At 72.6% G+C, this 21,713-nt stretch carries 17 protein-coding genes and 2 tRNA genes; 8 read left to right on the top strand and 11 right to left on the bottom strand.

The features are described from left to right. Window positions 1-10: 10 nt before the first annotated feature. The 6 genes from ACETWP_RS10040 to ACETWP_RS10015 form a co-directional block, all read right to left on the bottom strand. Entirely contained in the window at window positions 11-1,045 is a 1,035-nt protein-coding gene (locus ACETWP_RS10040) for a permease prefix domain 1-containing protein (RefSeq protein WP_373972103.1), read from the bottom strand. 8 nt (window positions 1,046-1,053) lie between these two features. Next, a complete protein-coding gene (locus ACETWP_RS10035) occupies window positions 1,054-1,440 on the bottom strand; it encodes a PadR family transcriptional regulator (protein ID WP_373972102.1) in 387 nt (128 codons plus the stop codon). Between the two features lie 136 nt (window positions 1,441-1,576). Then, a complete protein-coding gene (locus tag ACETWP_RS10030; RefSeq protein ID WP_373972101.1) occupies window positions 1,577-4,126 on the bottom strand; it encodes an ExeM/NucH family extracellular endonuclease in 2,550 nt (849 codons plus the stop codon). A 46-nt stretch (window positions 4,127-4,172) separates the two neighbouring features. Continuing rightward, on the bottom strand, window positions 4,173-6,335 hold the full coding sequence (locus ACETWP_RS10025) for a bifunctional metallophosphatase/5'-nucleotidase (RefSeq protein ID WP_373972100.1): 2,163 nt from the start codon (window positions 6,333-6,335) through the stop codon (window positions 4,173-4,175). 415 nt (window positions 6,336-6,750) lie between these two features. Then, window positions 6,751-7,728: an SDR family oxidoreductase gene (locus ACETWP_RS10020; RefSeq protein ID WP_373972099.1), complete on the bottom strand. Its 978-nt coding sequence runs from the start codon at window positions 7,726-7,728 to the stop codon at window positions 6,751-6,753. Between the two features lie 226 nt (window positions 7,729-7,954). After that, a tRNA-Ser gene (locus ACETWP_RS10015) sits at window positions 7,955-8,042 on the bottom strand. Between the two features lie 130 nt (window positions 8,043-8,172). On the opposite strand from ACETWP_RS10015, the gene ACETWP_RS10010 reads away from it, so the two are divergent. The 7 genes from ACETWP_RS10010 to ACETWP_RS09980 all read left to right on the top strand — a co-directional run bounded on the left by ACETWP_RS10010 (window position 8,173) and on the right by ACETWP_RS09980 (window position 14,635). After that, window positions 8,173-9,150, top strand: a complete 978-nt coding sequence (locus ACETWP_RS10010; protein WP_373972098.1) for an NAD(P)H-quinone oxidoreductase — start codon at window positions 8,173-8,175, stop codon at window positions 9,148-9,150. Window positions 9,151-9,261: 111 nt separating this feature from the next. Continuing rightward, window positions 9,262-11,505, top strand: coding sequence for a carbon starvation CstA family protein (locus ACETWP_RS10005; protein ID WP_373972097.1), 2,244 nt, complete (start codon window positions 9,262-9,264; stop codon window positions 11,503-11,505). Window positions 11,506-11,507: 2 nt separating this feature from the next. Continuing rightward, the gene (locus tag ACETWP_RS10000) at window positions 11,508-11,744 is read left to right on the top strand and encodes a YbdD/YjiX family protein (RefSeq protein ID WP_373972096.1); all 237 of its coding nucleotides are present in this window, start codon (window positions 11,508-11,510) and stop codon (window positions 11,742-11,744) included. Window positions 11,745-11,898: 154 nt separating this feature from the next. Then, window positions 11,899-12,639, top strand: coding sequence for a bacterial proteasome activator family protein (locus ACETWP_RS09995; RefSeq protein WP_373972095.1), 741 nt, complete (start codon window positions 11,899-11,901; stop codon window positions 12,637-12,639). Window positions 12,640-12,641: 2 nt separating this feature from the next. Then, a complete protein-coding gene (locus ACETWP_RS09990) occupies window positions 12,642-13,112 on the top strand; it encodes a hypothetical protein (protein WP_373972094.1) in 471 nt (156 codons plus the stop codon). Window positions 13,113-13,207: 95 nt separating this feature from the next. After that, window positions 13,208-14,053, top strand: coding sequence for an aldo/keto reductase (locus tag ACETWP_RS09985; RefSeq protein WP_373972093.1), 846 nt, complete (start codon window positions 13,208-13,210; stop codon window positions 14,051-14,053). Between the two features lie 222 nt (window positions 14,054-14,275). Then, complete coding sequence (locus ACETWP_RS09980; protein ID WP_373972092.1) at window positions 14,276-14,635, top strand: hypothetical protein; 360 nt, start codon at window positions 14,276-14,278, stop codon at window positions 14,633-14,635. A gap of 110 nt (window positions 14,636-14,745) precedes the next feature. Here ACETWP_RS09980 and ACETWP_RS09975 read toward each other — a convergent pair whose 3' ends face one another. The 5 genes from ACETWP_RS09975 to tmk form a co-directional block, all read right to left on the bottom strand. Then, window positions 14,746-16,233, bottom strand: a complete 1,488-nt coding sequence (locus tag ACETWP_RS09975; protein ID WP_373972091.1) for an SH3 domain-containing protein — start codon at window positions 16,231-16,233, stop codon at window positions 14,746-14,748. A 557-nt stretch (window positions 16,234-16,790) separates the two neighbouring features. Beyond that, window positions 16,791-16,866: transfer RNA gene (locus ACETWP_RS09970), tRNA-Thr, on the bottom strand. An 84-nt stretch (window positions 16,867-16,950) separates the two neighbouring features. Next, entirely contained in the window at window positions 16,951-18,519 is a 1,569-nt protein-coding gene (locus ACETWP_RS09965) for an alpha/beta hydrolase (RefSeq protein ID WP_373972090.1), read from the bottom strand. Between the two features lie 49 nt (window positions 18,520-18,568). Beyond that, window positions 18,569-19,717: a DNA polymerase III subunit delta' gene (locus ACETWP_RS09960; RefSeq protein ID WP_373972089.1), complete on the bottom strand. Its 1,149-nt coding sequence runs from the start codon at window positions 19,715-19,717 to the stop codon at window positions 18,569-18,571. Continuing rightward, entirely contained in the window at window positions 19,714-20,358 is a 645-nt protein-coding gene (tmk, locus tag ACETWP_RS09955; RefSeq protein ID WP_373972088.1) for a dTMP kinase, read from the bottom strand. Before tmk ends, ACETWP_RS09960 begins: the two co-directional genes overlap by 4 nt. A gap of 82 nt (window positions 20,359-20,440) precedes the next feature. Here tmk and ACETWP_RS09950 point away from each other — a divergent pair, with 82 nt between their 5' ends. Then, complete coding sequence (locus ACETWP_RS09950; protein WP_373972087.1) at window positions 20,441-21,613, top strand: trans-sulfuration enzyme family protein; 1,173 nt, start codon at window positions 20,441-20,443, stop codon at window positions 21,611-21,613. Window positions 21,614-21,713 lie beyond the last annotated feature (100 nt).

The raw sequence follows: 21,713 nt of genomic DNA, 5'->3' as shown, positions 1-21,713 counted from the left end.
GGAACAGGGGCTAGGGGCGCCGGCCGCGGTCCGGCTGCGCCGCCCGCGGCTCATCCGCCGCATTCCCCGCGCGGGCCGCGCGCGCCGCGGCGAGGGCGCGCTGGTCGCGGGGCGTCTTCAGGGCGGTGTCCACCAGGTCCCAGGCGGTCACCGCGGCCACGGCGACCGCCGAGACGGCCGTGACGCTGTCGCCCGCCGTCGGCCACCACGCGAGGAGCTCGGTGAACGCGGGATTGAGGAGGGCGCCGGAAAGCAGCAACCAGACCGCCGGGACGGCGAAGGCGATGTCCAGGACGGCGTTCACGGCGAACAGCGGCCAGCTCCACCCCCCGGCGCGGTAGCGGATGACCTCGAGCGCGATGCCCGCCAGCAGCACGGCCACGAAGTAGGGCAGCCAGAAGGACCACAGCGCCGGGTCGAATAGCGCGACCGGACTGCCGTCCGCGTCGGTGAAGGGCGAGCGGAACTGCTGCCAGATGATGAATCCGGCCATGCCGGCGCCGAGCAGGATCGACACGATCGTGTCCCCGAGCCTCGCGGGGCCCGACGGCGGAGCCTCGGGGAGGCGGTCGGGGTTCCACGGAGCCGGCGGACGCGCCGCTCCACCGGCTCCCCGCTCGATGAGCGCGAAGGACACGGTCGTCCAGAAGAAGATCTGGCCGGCCGTGTTCAGGCCGGTGAGCACGGTGTTTGAGGCCGTCTCGCCGGCATCGCCTCCGGCTGCCAGCGTGCCGAGCGCGACCGCCACCATCACGAGGGGCAGCACGATCGAGAAGAGGAGCCGGAGCAGCCGGAGGTAGTCGGGGTAGAACGCGGGGCCGATCAGGTGCAGGGGACGGCCCGCGTAGTCCGCGGCGAGGCGCATCGGGTCGCCGAACTCGCTGAGGGCGGACCGCTCGGCGCGGACGGGTTCCTCGCCGGCTTCGACGCGCGAATCGACGATGTCGGCGATGGCAGCCGCGAGTTCGCGCTCGACGTCGGCGCGCTGGGCCTCGGGCACGCCGCGGGAAACGACGGCGATGTAGCGCTCGGTGAGAGTGGCCATGGTGCTTCCTAGGTATCCGTGGCGGCGGTGCCGCCGGGGGTGTCGTGGTCGCCGGGTGGGCGGGGAACGCCGCGCAGGGCGGTGAGGGAGCCGTGGAGTGACTCCCAGGCGGAGAGCAGGCCGTCCAGGACCTCGGCGCCGGCCGGGCTGGTCCGGTAGAACTTGCGCGGCCGGGACTCCTCCGTGTCCCAGCGCGCGTCGAGCAGCCCCTGCCGCTCCAGCCGGCGCAGCAGGGGATACAGGGTGTTCGCGTCCACGGAGAGCCCGGCCCGCTCCAGCGTGCCGAGCAGCGAGTAGCCGTAGCCGGGTGTGGAGAGGGTGGCCAGGCAGGCGACGACGATCGTTCCGCGCCGCAGTTCCTGGAGGTGCCCCGCGAGGATCTCGTCATCGACCATGTGACACACGATACTGTGTCTCACACAATATCGGCAATGGACATCTACTGCGCGGTCGGGCGGCGGGGTTGGGGGACGCATGGCAAGGGCCGGCGCCCGGGACCGCGAGGTCCCGGACACCGGCCCGGAGAACCGATCAGGGTCGGGCGCCGCGGCCCTTGCCCGGGGGGTGCTTGTCCAGCTGGAGCCCCACGATGACCGGATCGTGGTCCGACGCGCGGTAGGGCGAGGCCTCGTACAGGTCGACGACGTTGTAGTTGAAGCGGCTGTACTCGAGGGCGATGGGCTCGACCGCGTTGATGTTCCAGACGTCCCGCCCGGTCACGACCGCGTCGGCGGCGGGGGAGGCGAGGATGTGGTCCAGCGACCCGACGAGCCCGCCGAACAGGTAGGAGTGCTTGCCCGTCTTCGCTCCCTGGTTCACGTAGCCCGCCGCGTAGAGCACCCGCATCGGATCCTCCGCGGAGTAGGAGTTGAAGTCGCCGGTGAGGAACACCTTGTCGGTGTTGCCGTAGTCCTTCATCTCCTCGGCGAAGGCCACGAGCGCCTCGGCCTGGTCCACGCGTGCCGCGTTCCACGCGCCCTGGCCGTCGCCGAGGTCGTCGTTGCCGGAGCCGTCGCGCGGGGGAGAGCCCTTCGACTTGAAGTGGTTGACGATGGCCACGAACTTGGTGGCGTTGTTGCCCCCGACGCGCATGAAGGTCTGGGCGAGGGGCTGACGGGCGTTGGAGAACGCCGGGTCGTCCAGGATGACCGACTCGTCGATCGGGCGGACGGCGTCCGAGCGGTAGATGAAGGCCGTGCGGATGACGTCCTCGTCGGCGGGCACCGCCCGCGGGCTGCGCACGTAGTCCCAGGTCCCGGGCGACCGCTCGTTCAGGGCGGCGGTGAGCGTGGCCAGCGCCGCGTCGCGGTCTTGGCCGAACGCCGCGGAGTTCTCGATCTCCTCGAGCGTGACGACGTCGGCTCCCAGCCCGTCGATGGCCGCGACGATCTTGGCCTCCTGCCGTTCGAGGTTCTCGGCGTCGGCGGCGCCGCGGGCGGCGCAGCCGCCGCGGACGGTCACGGGCTCGCCGTCGCGGTCGGTGTAGTACGTGCAGCCCGCCAGCTGCTCCCCGGTGGTCGGGAAGTAGTTCAGCACGTTGAAGGAGGCGAGCTTGACGTTGCCGCCGACGTCCGACGGGGCCGGGGTGCGGGTGTCCTCGAAGGCGGCCGGCTGGTCGGCCGCCGCGTTCGCGCCCGTGAGCCGCGCGAGCGGCTGGAAGCGCCACGCGCCGAACCGGTAGTCCAGGACCACGTTGCCGATGAAGTCGGCGGAGGCGCCGACGCGCACGGGGGAACCGGGCGCGACGTAGGGCAGGGGGACGTCCTTGTTCGCGTCGCTGCCCAGGTAGTCCACGGACGAGCCGTCGTCCAGCACCACCCGGCGCTCGCCGTTCTCCGCCGCGACGGCGGCGGCCCGGGACGAGCCGGCCGGGGCGACGTCGGTGGGCTGGAGCAGCGCGGTCTGGCCCTCCACGAGCGAGCTCTCGCCGTAGGCGAGCCCGAGCTCCCCGTAGTTGTTGAGCGCGTAGTTGTCCGCGACGGTCCAGGAGCCCTGTGGGTCCCACAGCATCCCCTCGAACCGCTCGCGTCCGGCGTCGTCGACGGGCCAGTCGACGGCCAGCGGCTTCACCGCCTCGGCGGGCTCCGTGAGCACGGAGGCGCCGCCGGCGGGGACGGAGAGCTGGGTCAGCCCGTAGTACTCGCCGGCGGTGCCGGTCACCTCGACGTGGTCGCCCACGCGGACGTCGCCGACGGTGGCCGGCGAGTGGACGAAGACGCCGTGCGAGGCGGCGGGCGCCTCGTCGCCGCCGGTGCCGGGCGTCTGCAGGTAGTACCCGTCGTAGCCGCCGGTCGGGTACGCGGCGGTGACGACGCCTCGCGTGGTGATGCGCTGCCCCGCCAGGGGCGTGGAGCCGCCGTCGCCCTGGATCTCGGCGATGGACCTCTCGACCGCGGGCTCCGGCTCGGGTTCCGGCCCGGGATCGGGATCGGGACCGGCGCCGGTGCCCCCGGCGGCCGTTGGCGTGACGGAGCCGCTCAGGGTGAAGTCGGCCCGGTTGTTGTCCGTGTCCACGGCTCCGGTGCGGTTGAAGGACCGGGGATCCGCATTGCCCGCGGGGGAAAGCGCCGCGGTGCCCTCGTAGGTGTTGGAGCTGCCGTAGCCGAGCAGGTCGACGACCTCCGCCGCGCCGGCCACGGAGCCCGTGGGCAGCGTCAGCCGGGTCCCGGTGTCCGCCAGGTAGAGCGTCCCGCTGGTTCCGCCCGGATTGAACGAGGTGGCCAGGTCCGCCGGCGGGAGCGGGCTTCCGTTGTCGCCGTTGGATCCGCCGGAGACCAGGAAGTACCCGTTCGCGGGGACGGTGCCCCGGAGCTCGACGGCGGCGCTGGCGGCCGCCGTTCCACCGGCGGAGCGGTACTGGAGGCTCCACCCGTCCAGGCTCACGGGAGCGTCGGTCGGGTTGTAGAGCTCGATGAACTTGTTCGTGAAGACGGCGTTGGCGCTGCCGCCGCTGAGGTAGGCCTCGTTGATGACCAGGCCGGAGCCGTCCGGCGCGGCCATGGCCGGCGCGGCGCCCAGGCCCGCGGCCAGTGAGGCGGTCGCGGCCAGGGCGAGTCCGGTCCTGAAGTGGTGACGCTGCACGATGGTGCCTTTCGAAGGTGGCGGTGCGAGGTGGGGGCGCGCGGGTCTAGCGGCCCGCGGGCTGCGCGGGGCGCTGGTCGCCGCGGCAGCCGGCGTGGGCGTGGCCGTGGGCGTTGCCATGGCCCTTCTCGATGCCCGTGGCCTTGCCGCGGCCCGGGCGCTCCCCGCAGGTCCGTTCGGCCGCGACCTCGGACGGAACGACGGCCTCGGTCCCCGAGGCCTCGCTGCCCACGAGCAGCTGGCCGCCGCGGAGCTTGCGGGGGGCCGTGAACTCCACGCTCGCCGCCCCGTCGGTCACCGTGAACGTCTCGAGCGTGCGCTGGTGCTTGCCGTCCGGGGCGTAGTCCAGGTACAGCTCGGTCGTCGCGGGGGCGCCGTCGGAGCCCAGGTCGATCCCGCGCACCTCGAATGCGTACGTCTCGCCGGCCTCGACGCGTTCCGGGGCGCCGACGATCTCGACGCCGCGGCGGGTGAAGTCGGGGCTCAGCGGGGAGGCGGCCTCGACGTGGTTCACCAGCGCCTCGAGGTCCGAGTAGCCGGTGTCCACCCCGGCTGCCCCGCCGAGGAATGCGCTGAAGTCGTCGCCGCCCTGCGCCAGGAAGCTCAGGGTCGCGACGGAGTACGTGCCGGCGGGGTCCAGCGGCTCGCCCTCGAACCAGACGCCCGTGACGCGCTCGCCCAGGGGCAGCGTCGAATCGAACGTGTAGTCCAGGTTCTCGGTGAGGCCGAGCGCCAGCTTGGTCTCGACGCCGTCGACCACGCGCCACTGCTGTTCGAGCAGCTCCCTGACCTGGGCGCCCGTGAGCTCGACGCCGTAGAGCGTGTTGCCGAACGGGAAGACGTTCGCGAGTTCCTGGAACGTCACGTCGCCCTCGGTGCCCGCGGCGGTCTTGTCGTCGGTCGTCGCGCTGCGGCCGGTCTTGGTGAAGAAGAGCTCATCGCGGACGCCTCCGGCGTTCATGACGCCGATCTGCACCTCGGCGGCCGAGATCGAGCTCAGCTCGCTGCGCAGCGCCTCCGCGAGGAGGTTGTTGAGCGAGGATTCCTTGGACCGGTCCCCGCCGGCGCTGCCGACCTTGTCGGGGGTGTAGTCGGTGGTGATCGACGCGGTGATTTCGCCGACCTTCTCGCGCCCCAGGACCGCGGCGTCGGCCACGGCGGCCTCCTCGAGGGCCTTGACCTCGGCGACCACCGGGAAGCGCGCGGCCAGCGCGGCCGGGTCGGCGGACTCGTCGACGGGCACGGCCTCGCTGGAGACGAAGGCGACCTCGCGGGTGTCCGGGTCGACCCGGAAGTCGGCGACCGCGAGGTGCGAGGCCGAGGAGCCGGCCTGCATCACGGGACGTGTCGCGTCCCCGTTGGGGGCGACGAAGTTGTACTCGACGTGGCTGTGGGCGTTGAAGATGGCGTCGACCTCGGGCGAGGTCTCGCCGACGATGCGGTCGAAGACGCCGCTGGCCGCGCGCGCCTCGTCCAGGTTGGTGTCCGGCTGGTCGGTCGGTTCGGCCGGCGTCCCGGAGACCGTCCCGCCCTCGTGGTAGCTGGCGACCACGATGTCGACGTCGTCCGGGAGGGCGGCGACGGCGTCGTTCAGGGCCTCGACGGGGTCCGTGACCGTGAGGCCGGCCAGACCCGCGGGGGAGACGAGGGTCGGCAGGTCGCCGGTGACGGCCCCGACGACGGCGACGCGCACCCCGTTGACGGTGAACGTCTGCGACGCGGGTAACACCGGGGTCCCGGAGGAGTCGACGACGTTCGCCGCCAGGTAGGGGAAGTCCGCCAGCGGGTCGACACGGTCCCGCAGGTCCGGCCAGCCCTTGTCGAACTCGTGGTTGCCGGCGCTGGACGCATCCAGCCCGAGCGCGTTGAGGATCTCCAGCGTCGGCTCGTCCTGCTGGATCATCGAGGCGAACTTCGTCCCGCCGATGCTGTCGCCTGCGCTCGTGAGCAGCGTCGTGGCCGCGCCGCGGTCGGCGCGCCACTCCTCGACGGCGCCGGCGAACAGCGTCGCGGGATAGCCCGCGGCCAGCTCGCCGTGGAAGTCGTTGAAGCTCGCGACGGAGACCGCGAGGTCGTCCTCCGCGCCGGCGGCCATCGGGACCGCGGCTGCGGGCGGGGCGGCCAGGGCGGGTAGCGCGGCGAAGGGCGCGGCGATCAGGCCGATCGACAGCGCGCCTCCGAGCAGTGTCTGGTGGGGCAGCGATCTCATGGACGGTCTCCTTGTTTCCCAGCGGGGGTGGTGTGGGTTGTTGTGCCGCGGCCGCTCCGCGTCGGCGTGGCGCCGGGCGGGCCGCGTGTGCCGAGCCAACCATCCGGGGGTGAACGGCGGATGGACCGGTGGTGGACGGCCGCCGCGGGTGGCGCAGCATCGGCCGTGACACTGGGTTTTTCACTACGACATGCCTTGTCAAGGGGCGTAACAAGGAGCCTACACAATGCGGCGGCGGCCGGGAAGCCCCCTGCGGGCCGGTCCCGGACTCCGGCCGCGGGCACTCGGGAAGACCGCGGCGCCGCGTCGGCCGCCACCATGGCCGATCCCCCGGAGACACCCCAGGCATCGGCCGGGGCGCCTCCCAACGCCGGAACGTTGCCCGACGCCGGGGCGCCGCTCGACGCCGGGGCGTCTAGCGCGCGTCGGTTGCCGGGGCCGTCGCCGGGGCGGGGTGGCCCGTGGCCGTGCGCGGGGTCAGCGGCGGCAGGCGCGTGCCCGTCAGGTCCTCCGCGACCGCCCAGAGGGACCCGGCGAGCGTGGCGCCGCGTGCGGACCTCGGCAGGTCCGTCTGCCGCGTGGGACCGGCGATCCCCAGCGGGCCGCTCGGCCCGTAGTAGGCGCCTTGGGCCGCGCCCGGGTCGGCCGCGGCAAACAGCAGCGGCTCGGCCCCGGTCTCCACGTTCTGGGCGCGGAGTCCTCCCCATTCGACGGGCAGCGACCTGCGCGGGCGGTCGCGGCCGAGGGACGCGCCCGCCGTCTGGAGGTTCGTCCGCGTGTACCCCGGGTGGGCGAGGGTGCTCATCAGCGGGGATCCCTGGGCCGCGGCGGCCTCGGCGAGGCGCACCGCCATCAGCAGGTTGCCGAGCTTGGACTGGGCGTAGGCGAGCATGGGGCGGTAGCCGCGCTCCCAATGGAGGTCGCCGAACCTGACCTTGCCGATGTGGGACACGGCGCTGGACATCGTGGCCACGCGTGGCGAGGGGCTCTCCAGAAGCAGGGGGATCAGCAGGTTCGTCAGCGCGAACGGCCCCAGGAAGTTGGTGCCGAACTGCAGCTCGAAACCGTCCGCGGTCTCCATCCGCCGCGGCGGGGCCATGACGCCGGCGTTGTTGACCAGCGTGTCGACGGGGCGGCCGTCGGCCACCAGTCCGGCGGCGAACGCCGCCACCGAGGACAGGTCCGCCAGATCGATCCGCCGCACCTCCAGGTCCGCCCCCGGGACCTCGCGCAGGATCGAGGCACGCGCGGACTCGCCCTTTTCCGGGCTCCTGACGCCCAGCACGACGCTTGCCCCGGCGCGCGCCAGCCGCAGCGCGGTTTCCCGGCCCGTGCCGCTGTTGGCTCCGGTGACCACGAAACGGCGGCCGGCTTGTTGGGGTACTTCGTACATGGGGACGCTCCGTGTCGCTCGGTGGCCCGTGGGGCCCGATGCTCCGACACTAGCGGAGGCGGCGCGCGGAGACGTCCGCGGCTGATCCGCGGTCGATCCCCGCGGGCGCCGACGCGGCACACGGCGATGCCCCGGTCCGCGGCGCACGGCGATGCCCCGGTCCGCGGACCGGGGCATCGGGGATCCGCGGGGACGGCCGCCGAGCCGTCCCCGCGGGATCCGGGAGCGGAAGGTAAGGGATTTGAACCCTTGGTGCGGGGTCGCCGCACACTGGTTTTCAAGACCAGCTCCATAGGCCGCTCGGACAACCTTCCAGTCCCCAGCACTATACGGCAGGGCCTGTCGGCCACGGAAAGCGGGCGGATCGCCCGCCGGCGTCCCCTCTAGGCTGGGGCGCGGGAAGTGTCGGCCGGTTGGAGGATGGAGCGCGTCATGGAGCAAACGATGAGGGCAGTGGAATACGCGGGGTCCGGAGGGCCCGAGGTGGCGCGGGTGGTCGAGCGGCCGGTCCCGCCGGTGCGCCCGGGCGAGGTCCTGGTCCGGGTGGCGGCCGCCGGACTGAACCGGGCCGACGTCCAGCAGCGCAAGGGCGTCTACCCGCCGCCTCCCGGCGCGTCCGACATCCCGGGGCTGGAGGTCTCGGGCACGGTGGCGGCCACGGGGGCGGGGGTCGAGGGATTCGACGCCGGGGCCGAAGTCTGCGCGCTGCTCGCCGGCGGCGGCTACGCCGAGTACGTGGCGGTTCCGGCCGGGCAGGTTCTCCCGGTGCCCGCGGGGACGGTGCTGCGCGACGCCGCGGCGCTGCCCGAGGTGGCCGCGACGGTCTGGTCGAACCTCTTCATGGGAGCGGCCGTCCGGCAGGGGGACTGGGTGCTGGTGCACGGCGGTTCCGGCGGGATCGGCACCATGGCCACCCAGCTGCTGGCCGCCGTGGGGGCCCATGCGGTGGTGACCGCGGGCGGCCCGGAGAAGATCGAGTATTGCCGGGGGTTCGGCGCGGAGGCGGGGATCGACTACCGCGGGGAGGATTTCGTGGGGCGCATGCTCGAGATCTCCGGGGGCCACGGCGCGGACGTGATCCTGGACGTGGTGGGCGCCAAGTACCTGGAGCGGAACCTGCGGACCCTGGCCGTCGGGGGTCGACTCGTGGTGATCGGCCTGCAGGGCGGAGCGACGGCCGAGCTGGATCTCGGACTGCTGATGACGCGCCGAGCCAGCGTCGCGGGGACCACCCTGCGCTCCCGCCCGGCCGCGGAGAAGGCGGAGATCGTCGCCGGCGTCCGCGAGCACGTGTGGCCGCTCGTCGAGTCCGGGCGCGTCCGCACGGCCGTCGGCGCCACCTACCCGCTGGAGCGCGTGTCCGAGGCCCACGAATTCTTCGATTCCGGACGCCACACGGGTAAAGTTCTGCTCACCATGTGACCCTTGGCACGGGTCGGGGTAACCTCCAGTTGGCGGTAGCCGAAGTTCGGAACGGGACCGGCGATCCGCCGTCGCATCGACCCTATCCCTCGAGAACCAGAGGCTGTCACCATGAGTACACGCTCCACTCCCTCCCGGGAGCTACCGCCGAACGCGGTCGACCCGGCGCTCGCCGAGGCCGAAGAACGCAGATGGACCCCGGCCAAGATCGTCCTGTGGGCGGCCATCGCGATCGTCGGCGGCGTCGCGTGGTCGGTGCTGGCCATCTCCCGCGGGGAGACGATCAACGCCATCTGGTTCGTCTTCGCGGCCGTCTCCACCTACCTGGTGGCCTACCGGTTCTATTCGAAGTTCATCGAGCGCAAAATCACCCGCCCGGACGACACCCGCGCGACGCCGGCCGAGTACAACGCCAACGGCAAGGACTTCATGCCGACGGACCGGCGCGTGCTCTTCGGCCACCACTTCGCCGCCATCGCCGGCGCCGGTCCGCTGGTCGGCCCCGTGCTCGCCGCGCAGATGGGCTATCTGCCCGGCACCATCTGGATCATCGTCGGCGTCGTGCTTGCCGGCGCCGTCCAGGACTACCTGGTGCTGTTCTTCTCCATGCGCCGCGGGGGCCGTTCCCTGGGTCAAATGGCCCGCGAGGAGCTCGGCCTGATCGGAGGCACCGCCGCCCTGATCGCGACGCTCGCCATCATGGTGATCATCGTGGCCATCCTGGCCCTCGTAGTGGTCAACGCCCTCGGGGAGTCCCCGTGGGGCGTCTACTCGGTCGCCCTGACCATCCCGATCGCCCTCTTCATGGGCGTCTACCTGCGGTACATCCGCCCGGGCAAGGTCCTGGAGGTCTCCATCATCGGCTTCGTGCTGCTGATGTTCGCGATCATCTCCGGCCGCTGGGTCGCCGAGTCCGAGCTCGGAGCGGCGCTGTTCACCCTCGACCGTCCGGTCATCGCGTGGTCGATCATCGTCTACGGCTTCGTCGCCGCCGTCCTGCCCGTGTGGCTGCTGCTGGCGCCGCGCGACTACCTCTCGACGTTCATGAAGATCGGCGTCATCTTCCTGCTCGCCGCCGCCATCCTCGTCGTGCGGCCCGAGATCTCCGTGCCGGCGATCTCCGAATTCGCCAGCCGGGACAACGGCCCGGTCGTCGCCGGATCGCTGTTCCCGTTCCTCTTTGTCACCATCGCCTGCGGCGCGCTGTCCGGGTTCCACGCGCTGATCGCCTCCGGAACCACCCCGAAGATGGTCGAGAAGGAGCGGCAGACGCGCTTCCTCGGCTACGGCGGCATGCTCATGGAGTCCTTCGTCGCGATCATGGCGCTGGTCGCCGCGATCTCGATCGACCGCGGCATCTACTTCGCGATGAACTCCTCGGCCGCGGCCACCGGCGGCACCGTCGAGGGGGCCGTGGCGTTCGTCAACAGCCTCGGCCTGGCCGGCGTGAACCTCACCCCCGACATGCTCACGCAGCTGGCGTCCGACGTCGGCGAGGAGAGCATCGTCTCGCGCACCGGCGGCGCGCCGACGCTCGCCGTGGGCATCGCCCACATCCTGGGCCAGTGGTTCGGCGGGCCCGGCATGATGGGCTTCTGGTACCACTTCGCCATCATGTTCGAGGCGCTCTTCATCCTCACCGCCGTCGACGCCGGCACCCGCGTGGCGCGCTTCATGCTGCAGGACACGATCGGCAACTTCATCCCGAAGTTCAAGGACACGTCCTGGAGGACCGGCGCCTGGATCTGCACGGCCATCATGGTGGCGGCCTGGGGGTACATCCTGATCCTGGGGGTCACCGACCCCCTGGGCGGCATCAACACGTTCTTCCCGCTCTTCGGCATCGCCAACCAGCTGCTCGCCGCCATCGCGCTCGCGGTGGTGATGGCGATCGTCGCCAAGGGCGGCAACTTCCGGTACCTCTGGGTGGTCGCCCTGCCGCTGGCGTTCGCCACCGTCGTGACGGTCACCGCGTCGCTGTACAAGATCTTCTCCCCGGTCCCCGCGGTCGGCTACTGGGCGCAAAACAGCGCGTTCCGCGCAGCGCTGGCGGAGGGCAAGCAGGAGTTCGGCACGGCGACGAGCGTCGAGGCCATGGAGGCGGTGGTGCGCAACACCACCGTCCAGGGGACGCTCTCGATCGTGTTCGTGACGCTCGCGATCATCGTGATCGTCGCAGCCGTCCTCGCGGCCATCCGGTCCTACCCGAACGGCCGACCGTCGGACGCCGAGGACCCGCGGGTCGAGTCGGAGATCTACGCCCCCGCCGGGCTGATCTCCAGCAAGGCGGAGAAGGAGTTGGAGGCGCAGTGGAAGGCAGTGCCCACGGCGCCGCGCTCCCGAGGCGGCCACTAGCCGTGGCCGCCGAATCGGGTGCCGGTCCGGCCCGCCCCGCGGGGCTGGTCGCCGCCGCGGTGTCCGTGTGGGGCAAGGTCGTCTGGTACTTCGAGGGCATGCTCGGCGCCGACGCGTACCGTAAGTACCTCGAGCACCACGAACGCACCCACCCGGGCCACGCGCCCCTGACGGAGCGGCAGTTCTGGCGCGAGAAGATGGACTGGGAGGACAAGAACCCCCAGGGTCGCTGCTGCTAGGCGACCCACCGGGGCACGCGCGAGGGGGGCCGCGAACCGCACGGTTCGCGGCCCCCTTCTTTCGTCTTCCGACGCAACCGCTGTGGCCGCGGACGGTGTCTCCGCGTTGCGTGCACCCGGGGCGCGTGCGGCGGTGCCGTGGCAAGATGGATCCATGAGCGATCAGCAGTCCTCCGACCCCCGTCGCGCCGACGATCCCGCCGCGGCCACGGGCCGGCGGCTCGCCGACGAGGCGCAGGCGTGGGGCGGGACGAGGTTCGCGGGGCCGGGCGCGGAACCAGGGGACGGGCCCTTCGGAGCGGCGGGCCCGCTGGCGGGACCGGACGGGCCCCGTCCGCCGGAGCGGCTGTCCGCGGACCGACAGCCCGCGGGGCAGCGGGACGGCCGGGCCACGGAGTCCTTCCGGGTGACCGGGCTGGTCGACGAACCGGCCAAGGTCCTGCGCATCGGCGGGATGATCAAACAGCTGCTCGCGGAGGTCAAGTCCGCCCCGCTGGACGAACTGGCGAGGACGCACCTGGCGGACATCCACGAGCGTTCCGTGCGGGAACTCGAGGACGGCCTCTCGCCGGAGCTGGTCGAGGAACTGCACCGGATCCGCCTGCCCTTCGGGGAGGGCGAGACGCCCTCGGAAGCCGAACTCCGCATCGCCCAGGCCCAATTGGTGGGCTGGCTCGAGGGCGTCTTCCACGGCATCCAGACCGCGCTGGCGGCCCAGCAGATCGCGAGCCAGCAGCTGGCGCAGCGCATCAAGCTCAGGGAACTTCCCCCGGGGACGGAGGTGGCGCCCGGCATCGTCATCAACGACGCGGGGGAGCCCGTACGGGCGGGACCGCCGCGCCCGGGTGACGCGGCGGCGCCCGGGCTCGACGGCGGCCCCGGACAGTACCTGTAGGCGTGGGCATTTTCGGAGCCGCCCGCGGCGCGCGGCGCGAGGAGAAGGAATTGGGAACGGGCGTCTGGCGCCGGGCGCACGACCGCTACGGACGCGGGCTGGACCGGTTCCACCAGGTGCTGGAGGGCATCGAGGACGACGACCTTTACAACGCGCTGGTGATGATCGCCGACCATCTGGCCGACCTCCAGAGCCGGGTCCGCGCCGTCTGTGTCGCGGCGCAGGCCCTGAGCCCCAGCGCCACCGAGGACATCCCGTTCCGGCTGAATCCGGTGCACCGGGCCCTGTCCAAGGCGGCCAACGACCTCGCCATGGCGGCGCAGTCCGCCGCCATCGCCCGGCTCGACGGCGAGCGGTGGGGCTACGCCTCGGCCGGCCTGGAGAACGTCGCGCGCCGCGCCGACGTGGTCGCGGGCGGCATCGAGGAGGCCGAACGGCAGCTGGCCGCGGCCACCTCCGCCGAAGCGCCCTAGCTTTCCGGCGCCCCCGCCGCGCCCCGGTTTCGCCCTGCGCTGATCCGGCGGCCCCCAAGTGGTTGCCAAAGGTCAACCGGTGGCAGGATGGGGCGATGACGACTTTCGAATCCCCGCAACTGACGTTCAACGACGGCAACACCATCCCCCAGCTTGGCTACGGCGTGTGGAAGGTCGAAGACGACGTCGCCGAGAAGGTGGTGCTTCAGGCCTTCGAGGCCGGCTACCGCCACATCGACACGGCCCGCATCTACGGCAACGAGGCGGGTGTCGGACGCGCGATCGCCGGTTCCGGCCTCGACCCCCGGGATCTCTTCATCACCACCAAGGTCTGGAACGCGGACCAGGGCTACGAGGAGACGCTGGCCGCGTTCGACGCCTCGATGGAGCGGCTCGGCCTGGAGACCCTGGACCTCTACCTCATCCACTGGCTGCAGCCCAAGCAGGGAAAGCACGTCGAGACGTGGAAGGCCCTGATCGAGCTGCAGAAGTCCGGCCGCGTGCGCTCCATCGGCGTCTGCAACTTCACGGTCGAGGCACTGGCCGAGCTGGAGGAGGCCACCGGCGTCGTGCCCGCGATCCACCAGGTGGAGACCCACCCGTACTTCCCGCAGACCGAGCTGCGCGACTACGCCGCGTCGCGCGGCATCGCGCACCAGTCGTGGTCCCCGCTGGGCCAGGGGTCGGAACTGCTCTCCGAGCCGGCGCTGGCCTCCATCGCCGAGAAGCACGGGGCGACCCCGGCGCAGGTGGTCATCGCCTGGCACCTCGCGCTCGGCAACGTCGTCATCCCCAAGTCGGTCACGCCCTCGCGGATCGTGGAGAACTGGGAGGCGACCGGCGTGACGCTGGACGCCGAGGACATCGCGGCCATCAACGCCCTCGACAAGGGCGACGCGGGCCGCATCGGCGCCGACCCGGCGGTCAGCGACTTCGCCTAGGCACCAACCGCCTCCGCCGTCCGGCGCGAAGCAGAGCGAGAGCCCGCCACGTCCCGTGGCGGGTTCTCGCCGTCGGGCGCGCGCCCCGTCCGTCCCGGGACCGCACCGCCGGACGGACACGTGTCTCGGGTCACATGCGCCGGTCAAGTCTCGTCCCCGCGTCTGCGGGGGCCTACCTTATGAGCAGGGGATACGCAGCGCACACTTGGGGACGGGAACGGCATGGATAGGGCGACGGGGAACGGACCGGCCGGGATGGCCCTGCGCGCCGCGGGCGTCTTGGGCCACGCGTTGGCCGCAGAGATGGTCGGCGTGCCCGTGCACCGGCTCGCCGCGTGGGCCCGGGGGCAGGAAACGCCCGACCCCGAGGAGTTGGCGCGGCTCGCCGACCTGGTCTCGCTGCTGGAGCCCCTGCTCCGCGCCTTCGCCCCCGATCGTGCGGCAGCATGGCTGGGCTCGCACGAACCGGCCCTGCGCGCCCGCCCGGTGGATGCCTTCCGCCGTGGCGGATCCGGCCCGCTGCGCCAGGCCCTGCGGGCGCGGCACCGCGGAGGCGCCGGCCCCGGGCCGGTTCCGGGCTGAGCGGGACCGGCCCAGGACCCGACGGCGGAAGGGGACGCCGGCCGCGACCGGCGGACGCCCCCTTCCACGCGCGGGACGCCCGCCGCGAACGGAGGGGCCCCGGCTCGGGCCTAGCGCAGGTACTTCGCGCTCATCCAGCCCGACTTCGTGCCGTACTTGACCTGCACCCACGTGCCGGACTTTCCGCCGGTGAGCGTGACGCGTTGCCCCTTGCGGACCGTGGCGACCACGGTGTGCCGCGTGCTGGCGCCCTTGCGCAGGTTCACCGCCGTCGTGGCCGTCTTGACGACCGGCTTCGGCGCGGACTTCTTCAGGTGGGCGGCGGAGGCCCAGCCCGTCATGGAGCCGTGCTTGATCTGGACCCAGCCGCCGTTGAGCGTGGCCTTGCCGGTGCCCACGGCCTTCGTGCCCTTGGACATCATCTTCATCGTGGCGCCCGTGACCGCGGCCTTGCGCAGGAACAGGTTCGTCTGGATCGTGTAGGTCTGGCCGCGGAGCGAGGCGACGGTCTTGACGGCCGCCGGCGCGGCGACGATCCGCTTCAGGTACTTCGTGGAGGCCCACGCCGTCGTCGAACCGGAGCGGACCTTCATCCACGCGAGATCCCGCGTCGCCGCCCCCACCCCGACCACGGTCGCGGCCTTCGGGACGGTCTTCAGGACGGTCCCCGTCTGCGGGCGGCTGCGCAGGTTCAGCGCGGCCGTGGTCCTGAAGCCCACGCCCTGGGACGCCTTGTGGGTGATCGTCGGGATGATCACGGAGGAGACGGGGGCAACCGTCCCGAGCCGGCGCGGGCTCACCGCGTAGCGCTCGACCCAGCCCGTCACGCCGCCCGATGTGACCGGGACGTAGCCGTTGGTCAGGGTTCCGGGCTTGGACACCAGGACGGCGTTGGCCGACAGGGTGCGCAGCGTCGATGCGGTCGACGACGGCGTGGACTTCAGCGCCGTGGCCTTCGCCGCGTAGTAGGTGCAGAGCGTCGGGGTGTAGTCGGGGTACACCAGCGAGGCGTCGCCCTTCATGTCCACCCCCTTGCGCTTCAGCCACGAGACCGGTTCGACGGCGGCGCCGCCGTACCAGGCGCCGTCCCACACCTCGAAGTGCAGGTGCGGGGCAGTGGACGGCCCAGAATTGCCGACCCTGCCGATCTGCTGTCCGGCCTTCACCGTCTGGCCGAGCTTCACGTGGGTGAACGCGGACCACATGTGGTAGTACGCGGTCTGGATCTTCCGCCCGTTGTCGTTGTGGTCGATCACGATGTAGCCGGAGAGGTTGCTCGTGCCGCTGCGGAGCTTCGAGACCTTGCCGCTGGCCGCGGCGTAGATGGGGGCGTTGTTGGCGGCCCCGAGATCCTGGCCGAGGTGGAACGTGGAACCGCCGATCACGGGAATGCAGCGCGGGCCGTGGGTGGACGAGAAGCGGTAGGTGTCGGCCTTCAGCGGGTTGACCCACTTGAGGGCCTTGGCCAGCGAACTGTCGGCCGCGGCCGTGGGTAGGGGGATGGCCGCCGTGGCTGGCGGGCCTGCGACGAGGGCGCCGAGCGCCAGGGTCATGACCGCGGCCGCGGACATGATGGTGCGAGTGGGATGGAACTTCAAGGTGGTTCTCCTTGATGGAAAAAGTGGCAACACCACATCATTTCGGTTGCTTCCCGCAACGAGTCGATGCCCCGAATAGACGCAAGTCAGGACAGCGTGTCGAACAACACTAGTAACAGGAAGCACAGTGGTCCCATGAGTATCACCCATGAAAGGCCGTTGCGCACCCGGTCCGAGGGTCGGCGCGGACCGGCAACGGGCGCGGTTCCCGCCGGGCGAGGAGTGCTGGCCGAGGGCGTCGGGCGGGGTCTCCTGGCCCGCGGCGCGGGGTCCTGCTCCGTGTTTGTCCTAGTGGCGGGGCTTATGCGACGCCCGCGGTGGGAGGTTCGGCCCGGTCGGTGCGCGCGGACCCTCCGTGGCGCGGCAGGCGGCGAAGGCCCGGCAAAAAAAATCCCGCCGAACGTGGTCTCCGGTGTCCGCCTACGGTCGCGCGCGGGCTGTGGATCATTCCCGCATAGGCGAGTTGTCGCCTAGTGGATATCGCCGCATTCGGGCCTTCCGGGGCGAAGCGGCGCGCAAAGAAGGCCGCCTCCCCGGTGGGGAAACGGCCTTCTGGATGGAGCCTCCTGCCAGAATCGAACTGGCGACCTTTTCATTACGAGTGAAACGCTCTACCAACTGAGCTAAGGAGGCAACCGCGGCCATCGGGCCGCAGTCACCTACTTTATAGGAGCGGTTCGGGAGTGGTCAAAACGGCGGCCGGGGGCCGTGTCCCGATCAGCAGGTGAGCCCGTCCTCCGGGACGGTCCCGTCGAGCAGGTAGGCGTCCACGGCGTTGGTGATGCACTCCCCGCCGCGGCCGTAGGCGGTGTGCCCGTGGCTCTTGTAGGTGACCAGGACGGAGGACTCCAGCTGCTCGCGCAGGGCCTCGGCCCAGGCGTACGGGGTCGCCGGATCGCCGGTGGTGCCGATCACCACGATCGGCGCCGCGCCCGGTGCGGAGACGGGCTCCGGCGTGCCGGTCGGGGGGAAGGGCCACGGCTCGCACTGCGTGCCCCCGTAGGCCAGGTACCGGCCAATGGTGGGGGAGGCCCGCTCCAGCCGCCGGGCGTCGGCCTCCTGCTCGTCCAGGTCGGTGGTCATGGGGTAGTCGAGGCAGTTGATGGCCGCGAAGGCGTCGTTGAGGTTCCCGGTGTAGCTGCCGTCGGCCTCGCGGCCCGCGCCGGCATCGGCCAGGGCGAGCATCTCCGTCGGGTCCCCGGCCAGGGCGCCGGCGAGGGCCATCGACAGTCGTGGCCACAGGGCGTCCTCGTAGAACGGCACGATGAAGCCGCCGACGAAGTCCCCGATCGGCACCACGCGGCCGTCGGCGGCCGTCAGCGGGTTTTCCTCGATGTCGGCGAACAGCCGGTGCAGCTGCTCGAGCGCGTCGTCGACGTCGCCGTCGAAGGGGCACCCGGGCGCGCTGAGGCAGTCCGCCAGGTAGGCGCGGATCTCCGACTCGAACGCCGTCGCCTGGCCGAGGGTGATCTCCTCGTTGCTCAGCGCCGGGTCCAGGGCTCCATCCAGCACCATGCGGCCGACGTTGTCCGGGAAGAGCGAGGCGTAGGTCGCCCCGAGCTTCGTCCCGTAGGAGTAGCCGAGGTAGTTCAGGCTGGCGTCGCCGTTCACGGCGCGCAGGATGTCCAGATCCCGCGCGGCGCTCACGGTGTCCACGAACGCCAGGGACACCCCCGTCTTGGACTCGCAGGCCTGGGCGTAGTCGGCCGCGGCGCGCCGGACCTCTTCCAGGCCCTCCGGGGTGGACGTGTCCGGCTGGCTGGCGCGGCGGGCGTCCCGCTCGGCGTCCGTGAGGCAGGTGACGGGCGCGGAGCGGCTGACGCCGCGGGGATCGAAGCCGACGACGTCGTAGCCGCTGCGCAGCTCCGTGGAGAACGTGTTGGCGACGGAGGCCCGGACCAGGTCGACGCCGGAGGCGCCGGGCCCGCCCGGGTTGACCAGCAGTGTGCCGCGCGGATCGGTGCCGCGCTTGCGGATGAGGGACAGGCGGATGGTTTCCGCCTCGGGGCGGGAGTAGTCCAGGGGCACCTCGACCTCGGCGCAGTCGAAGGTGTCCTCGCAGGTGGTCCACTCGGGCTGCTGCGAGTAGAACCGTTCGAGTCCGGCCGGGGCCGGCGGCATCGTCGTCGGGTCGCCGGGGGACGCGGGGGCGGCGGTGCCCCCCGGCGCGCCGTCGGGCGCACCATCGGGCGCCGGTTCGGTCGGGCCGCCGGGCACGCAGGCCGCGAGGAGCAGCAGGGTCACCGCGGCGGCGGCGGCCCTCAGGGACGGGCGATGGAAGGTCAACGGTGCTCCTGGGTGCTGGTGGTCGGTGGCGGCCGGGGCGGTGGTCGTGCTAGCGGGCGGGTAGGAGGCCCGCCATCATGGCCTCCATGGCCAGCAGCGGTTGGACGTTCGCGGCGATCCGTTCGCGCGCCTCGGCGATGTAGTCGATGCGGGCCAACGTCTGCTCTGCGGTGGAACGGCCGGCGTAGGCGCGGAGTTCCCGCGCGAGGTAGTCGTTGACCAGTTCGGTCCCCGTCCCGAGCTGCACCGCGAGGACGTCGCGGAAGAAGGTCGTGAGGTCGATCAGCGCGCGGTCCAGCGAGTCGTTCGCGCCGCGCCGCGCCCGGCGCTTGTTGAGCTCCTCGAGCTGCTTGAACTGGCTGCGAAGCTGCGGCGGGACCGCGGCGTCCGGGGCCAGGCCGAGCGTCTCGCGCAGCTGCCGGGCGTCCGCGGCGCCGCGTTCCTCCGCCGAGGCCGTGGCCTCCGCCGTCGCGAGCTCCACGAGCTCCGCGGCGGCGAGCACGGCGTCGGAGACGCCGCGCAGGCCCAGCGGCAGGCGGACGGTCCGGTCCCGGCGCAGGCGGGCGCCCTCGTCGCGGGCCAGCCGGCGCGCGATTCCGATGTGCCCCTGGGAGACGCGCGCGGCGAACTCCGCCTGGTCGGCCGTCAACCCGTCGCGGCGCACCAGCAGCTCGGCCACGGCGTCCCGGGACGGCACGCGGAGGCCGACGCTGCGGCAACGCGAGCGGACCGTGACGAGGACGTCGGCGGGGCTGGGCGCGCAGAGGATCCACACGGTGTGCGGGGGCGGCTCCTCGATGGACTTGAGCAGCACGTTGGTGGTCCGCTCGGTCATGCGGTCCGCGTCCTCCATGATGATCACGCGCCACTTGCCGCCGGAGGGCCGGTCCTGCGCCCGCCCGATCAGCTCGCGGACGTCGGCGATCGCGTAGGTGACGTTCTCCGTGGCGACGAGCGAGACGTCGGGATGCGTCCCGGCCATGACCGTGCGGCACGCCTGGCACTCGCCGCAGCCCCGGTCCCCCGGCGTGGGCGCGGCGCACTGGAGGGCGGCGGCGAAGGAGCGGGCGGCGTTGGAGCGCCCGGAGCCGGGCGGACCGGTGAACAGCCAGGCGTGGGTCGGCGTTCCGTCGGCGGCGGCGCGGCGCAGTTGCCCGACGGCGGCTTCCTGGCCCGGCAGGTCGTCCCAGACGCTCACAGCGCGTCCACCCGCGCGGCGACGGCCGCCGCGAGTTCGTCCACCGGGGCGGCGGCGTCCAGCACGAGGTAGCGGGCCGGGTCGGCCGCGGCGAGATCCAGGAACGCGCCGCGGATGCGCGCGTGGAAGTCGTCGGGTTCGGACTCGAGCCGGTCCTCGGGGGCCTGCCCGGCCGTGCGGCGCAGGCGCCCGGCCGCGGGATCCACGTCCAGCAGCACCGTCAGGTGGGGCAGCAGGCCGCCGGTGGCCCAGCGGTTGACGCGCAGGACGTCGTCGGTGCCCAGGCCCCGGCCGACGCCCTGGTAGGCGACGGACGAGTCGATGTAGCGGTCGCAGACGACGACGGACCCGGCGTCCAGCGCCGGGAGGATGAGCTGCTCGACGTGCGCGGCCCGCGAGGCGGCGAACATCAGCGCCTCGGTGCGCGCGTCGACGGGGCCGTGGCCGTGGTCCAGGACGAGGGCGCGCAGCCGTTCGCCGATGGGCGTCCCGCCGGGCTCGCGGGTGCGCACCACGGTGCGGCCGGCGGCCGTCAACCGTTCCGCCAGCAGCGAGGCCTGGGTCGACTTGCCCGCGCCGTCGCCGCCCTCGAAGACGATGAGCAGGCCGGCCGGCCCGGTGCTTCTCTGCTGCGCATTCACCCGCCCAGCCTATCCGGAACCTTCGCGGTCACACGTCGCCGCGGCTTGCCCTGGGGAGATCGCCGCGGGCTAGGCTCGTCCCATGCAGCCGAACGCCGACCACTCCCATCCGGGGGACATCGCCCCCGACACCCTCGTCGTCTCCGCGGGCCGCCCGCCCCGCGTCACGGACCAGCCGGTGAACCACCCCATCGTCCTGACCTCCACCTATTTCGGCGCCGTGGCGCCGGAGGAGGGGGAGCGCGTCTACGGGCGCTACTCCAACCCCACCTGGGACCCCCTGGAGGAGGCCCTGGGGCAGCTCGAGCGCGCCGCCCTGCCGGGGCTCGTCTACGCGTCGGGCATGGCGGCGGTGGCGTCGGCGATGTCCCTGGCCCCGGCCGGGGCCGTCCTGGTCATCCCGCGCCACAGCTACAACGGAAGCCTCAGCCTGGTGCAGGACCTGATCGTGCGGACGGGGCTGGAGGTCCGCCTGGCGGACATCGAGGACACGGAGGCCACGCTGTCCCTGCTCGACGGGGCGGACATGCTCTGGCTCGAGAGCCCGACGAACCCCATGCTCGAGGTGGCCGACCTGCGCGCGCTGGCGGCGGGCGCCCGCGCCGCCGGGGCGCTCACCGTCGTGGACAACACGTTCTCCACCCCGCTGCTCCAGCGGCCGCTGGAACTGGGCGCCGACGTCGTCGTGCATTCGGCGACCAAGTACATCGGCGGGCACTCCGACGTCGTGCTGGGGGCCGTCGTGACGTCGGATCCGCAGCTGCGCGCGAGCCTGCAGCGGCACCGGACCCTGCACGGGGCCATCGCCGGGCCGTTCGAGGCGTGGCTGACGCTGCGCGGGCTGCGGACCATGGCGCTGCGCATCGACCGCTCCTCGGCCAGCGCCGCCGAGCTGGCGCGCCGCCTGGCGGACCACCCGGCGATCGAGTCCGTGCGGTATCCGGGGCTTCCCGGGGATCCCGGGCACGCGCGGGCGGCCGCGCAAATGGACGGATTCGGCTCGATTCTGGCCGTGTGCGTGGCCGGGGGCGCCGAGGCGGCGGAGCGGATGCTGACCGCGCTCCGTCTCTGGACGCCCGCCACCAGCCTCGGCGGTGTCGAGTCGCTCGCCGAGCGTCGGCGGCGCCACGCGTCGGAGCCCGAGTCCGTCCCGGAGAACCTGGTCCGGCTGAGCGTCGGCATCGAGAACGTCGAGGACCTCTGGAACGACCTGCGGCGGGCCCTCGACGCCCTGGCTCCCGGCCCGGCGGCCTAGCCAGGCAAGGGCCGGCCGGCCGTCGCGGGAGCGCGCGGCGCGAAGCACGCCGTGCCGCGCCTCGCTGTCCCGCGGGCCGTCGCCGTCTACACTGGGCCTC

The organism is Arthrobacter halodurans, from assembly GCF_041877255.1.
Lineage (GTDB): Bacteria > Actinomycetota > Actinomycetes > Actinomycetales > Micrococcaceae > Arthrobacter_N > Arthrobacter_N halodurans.
The sequence above is the reverse complement of the archived record's forward strand: the minus strand, read 5'-3'. Positions and strand labels throughout refer to the sequence as shown.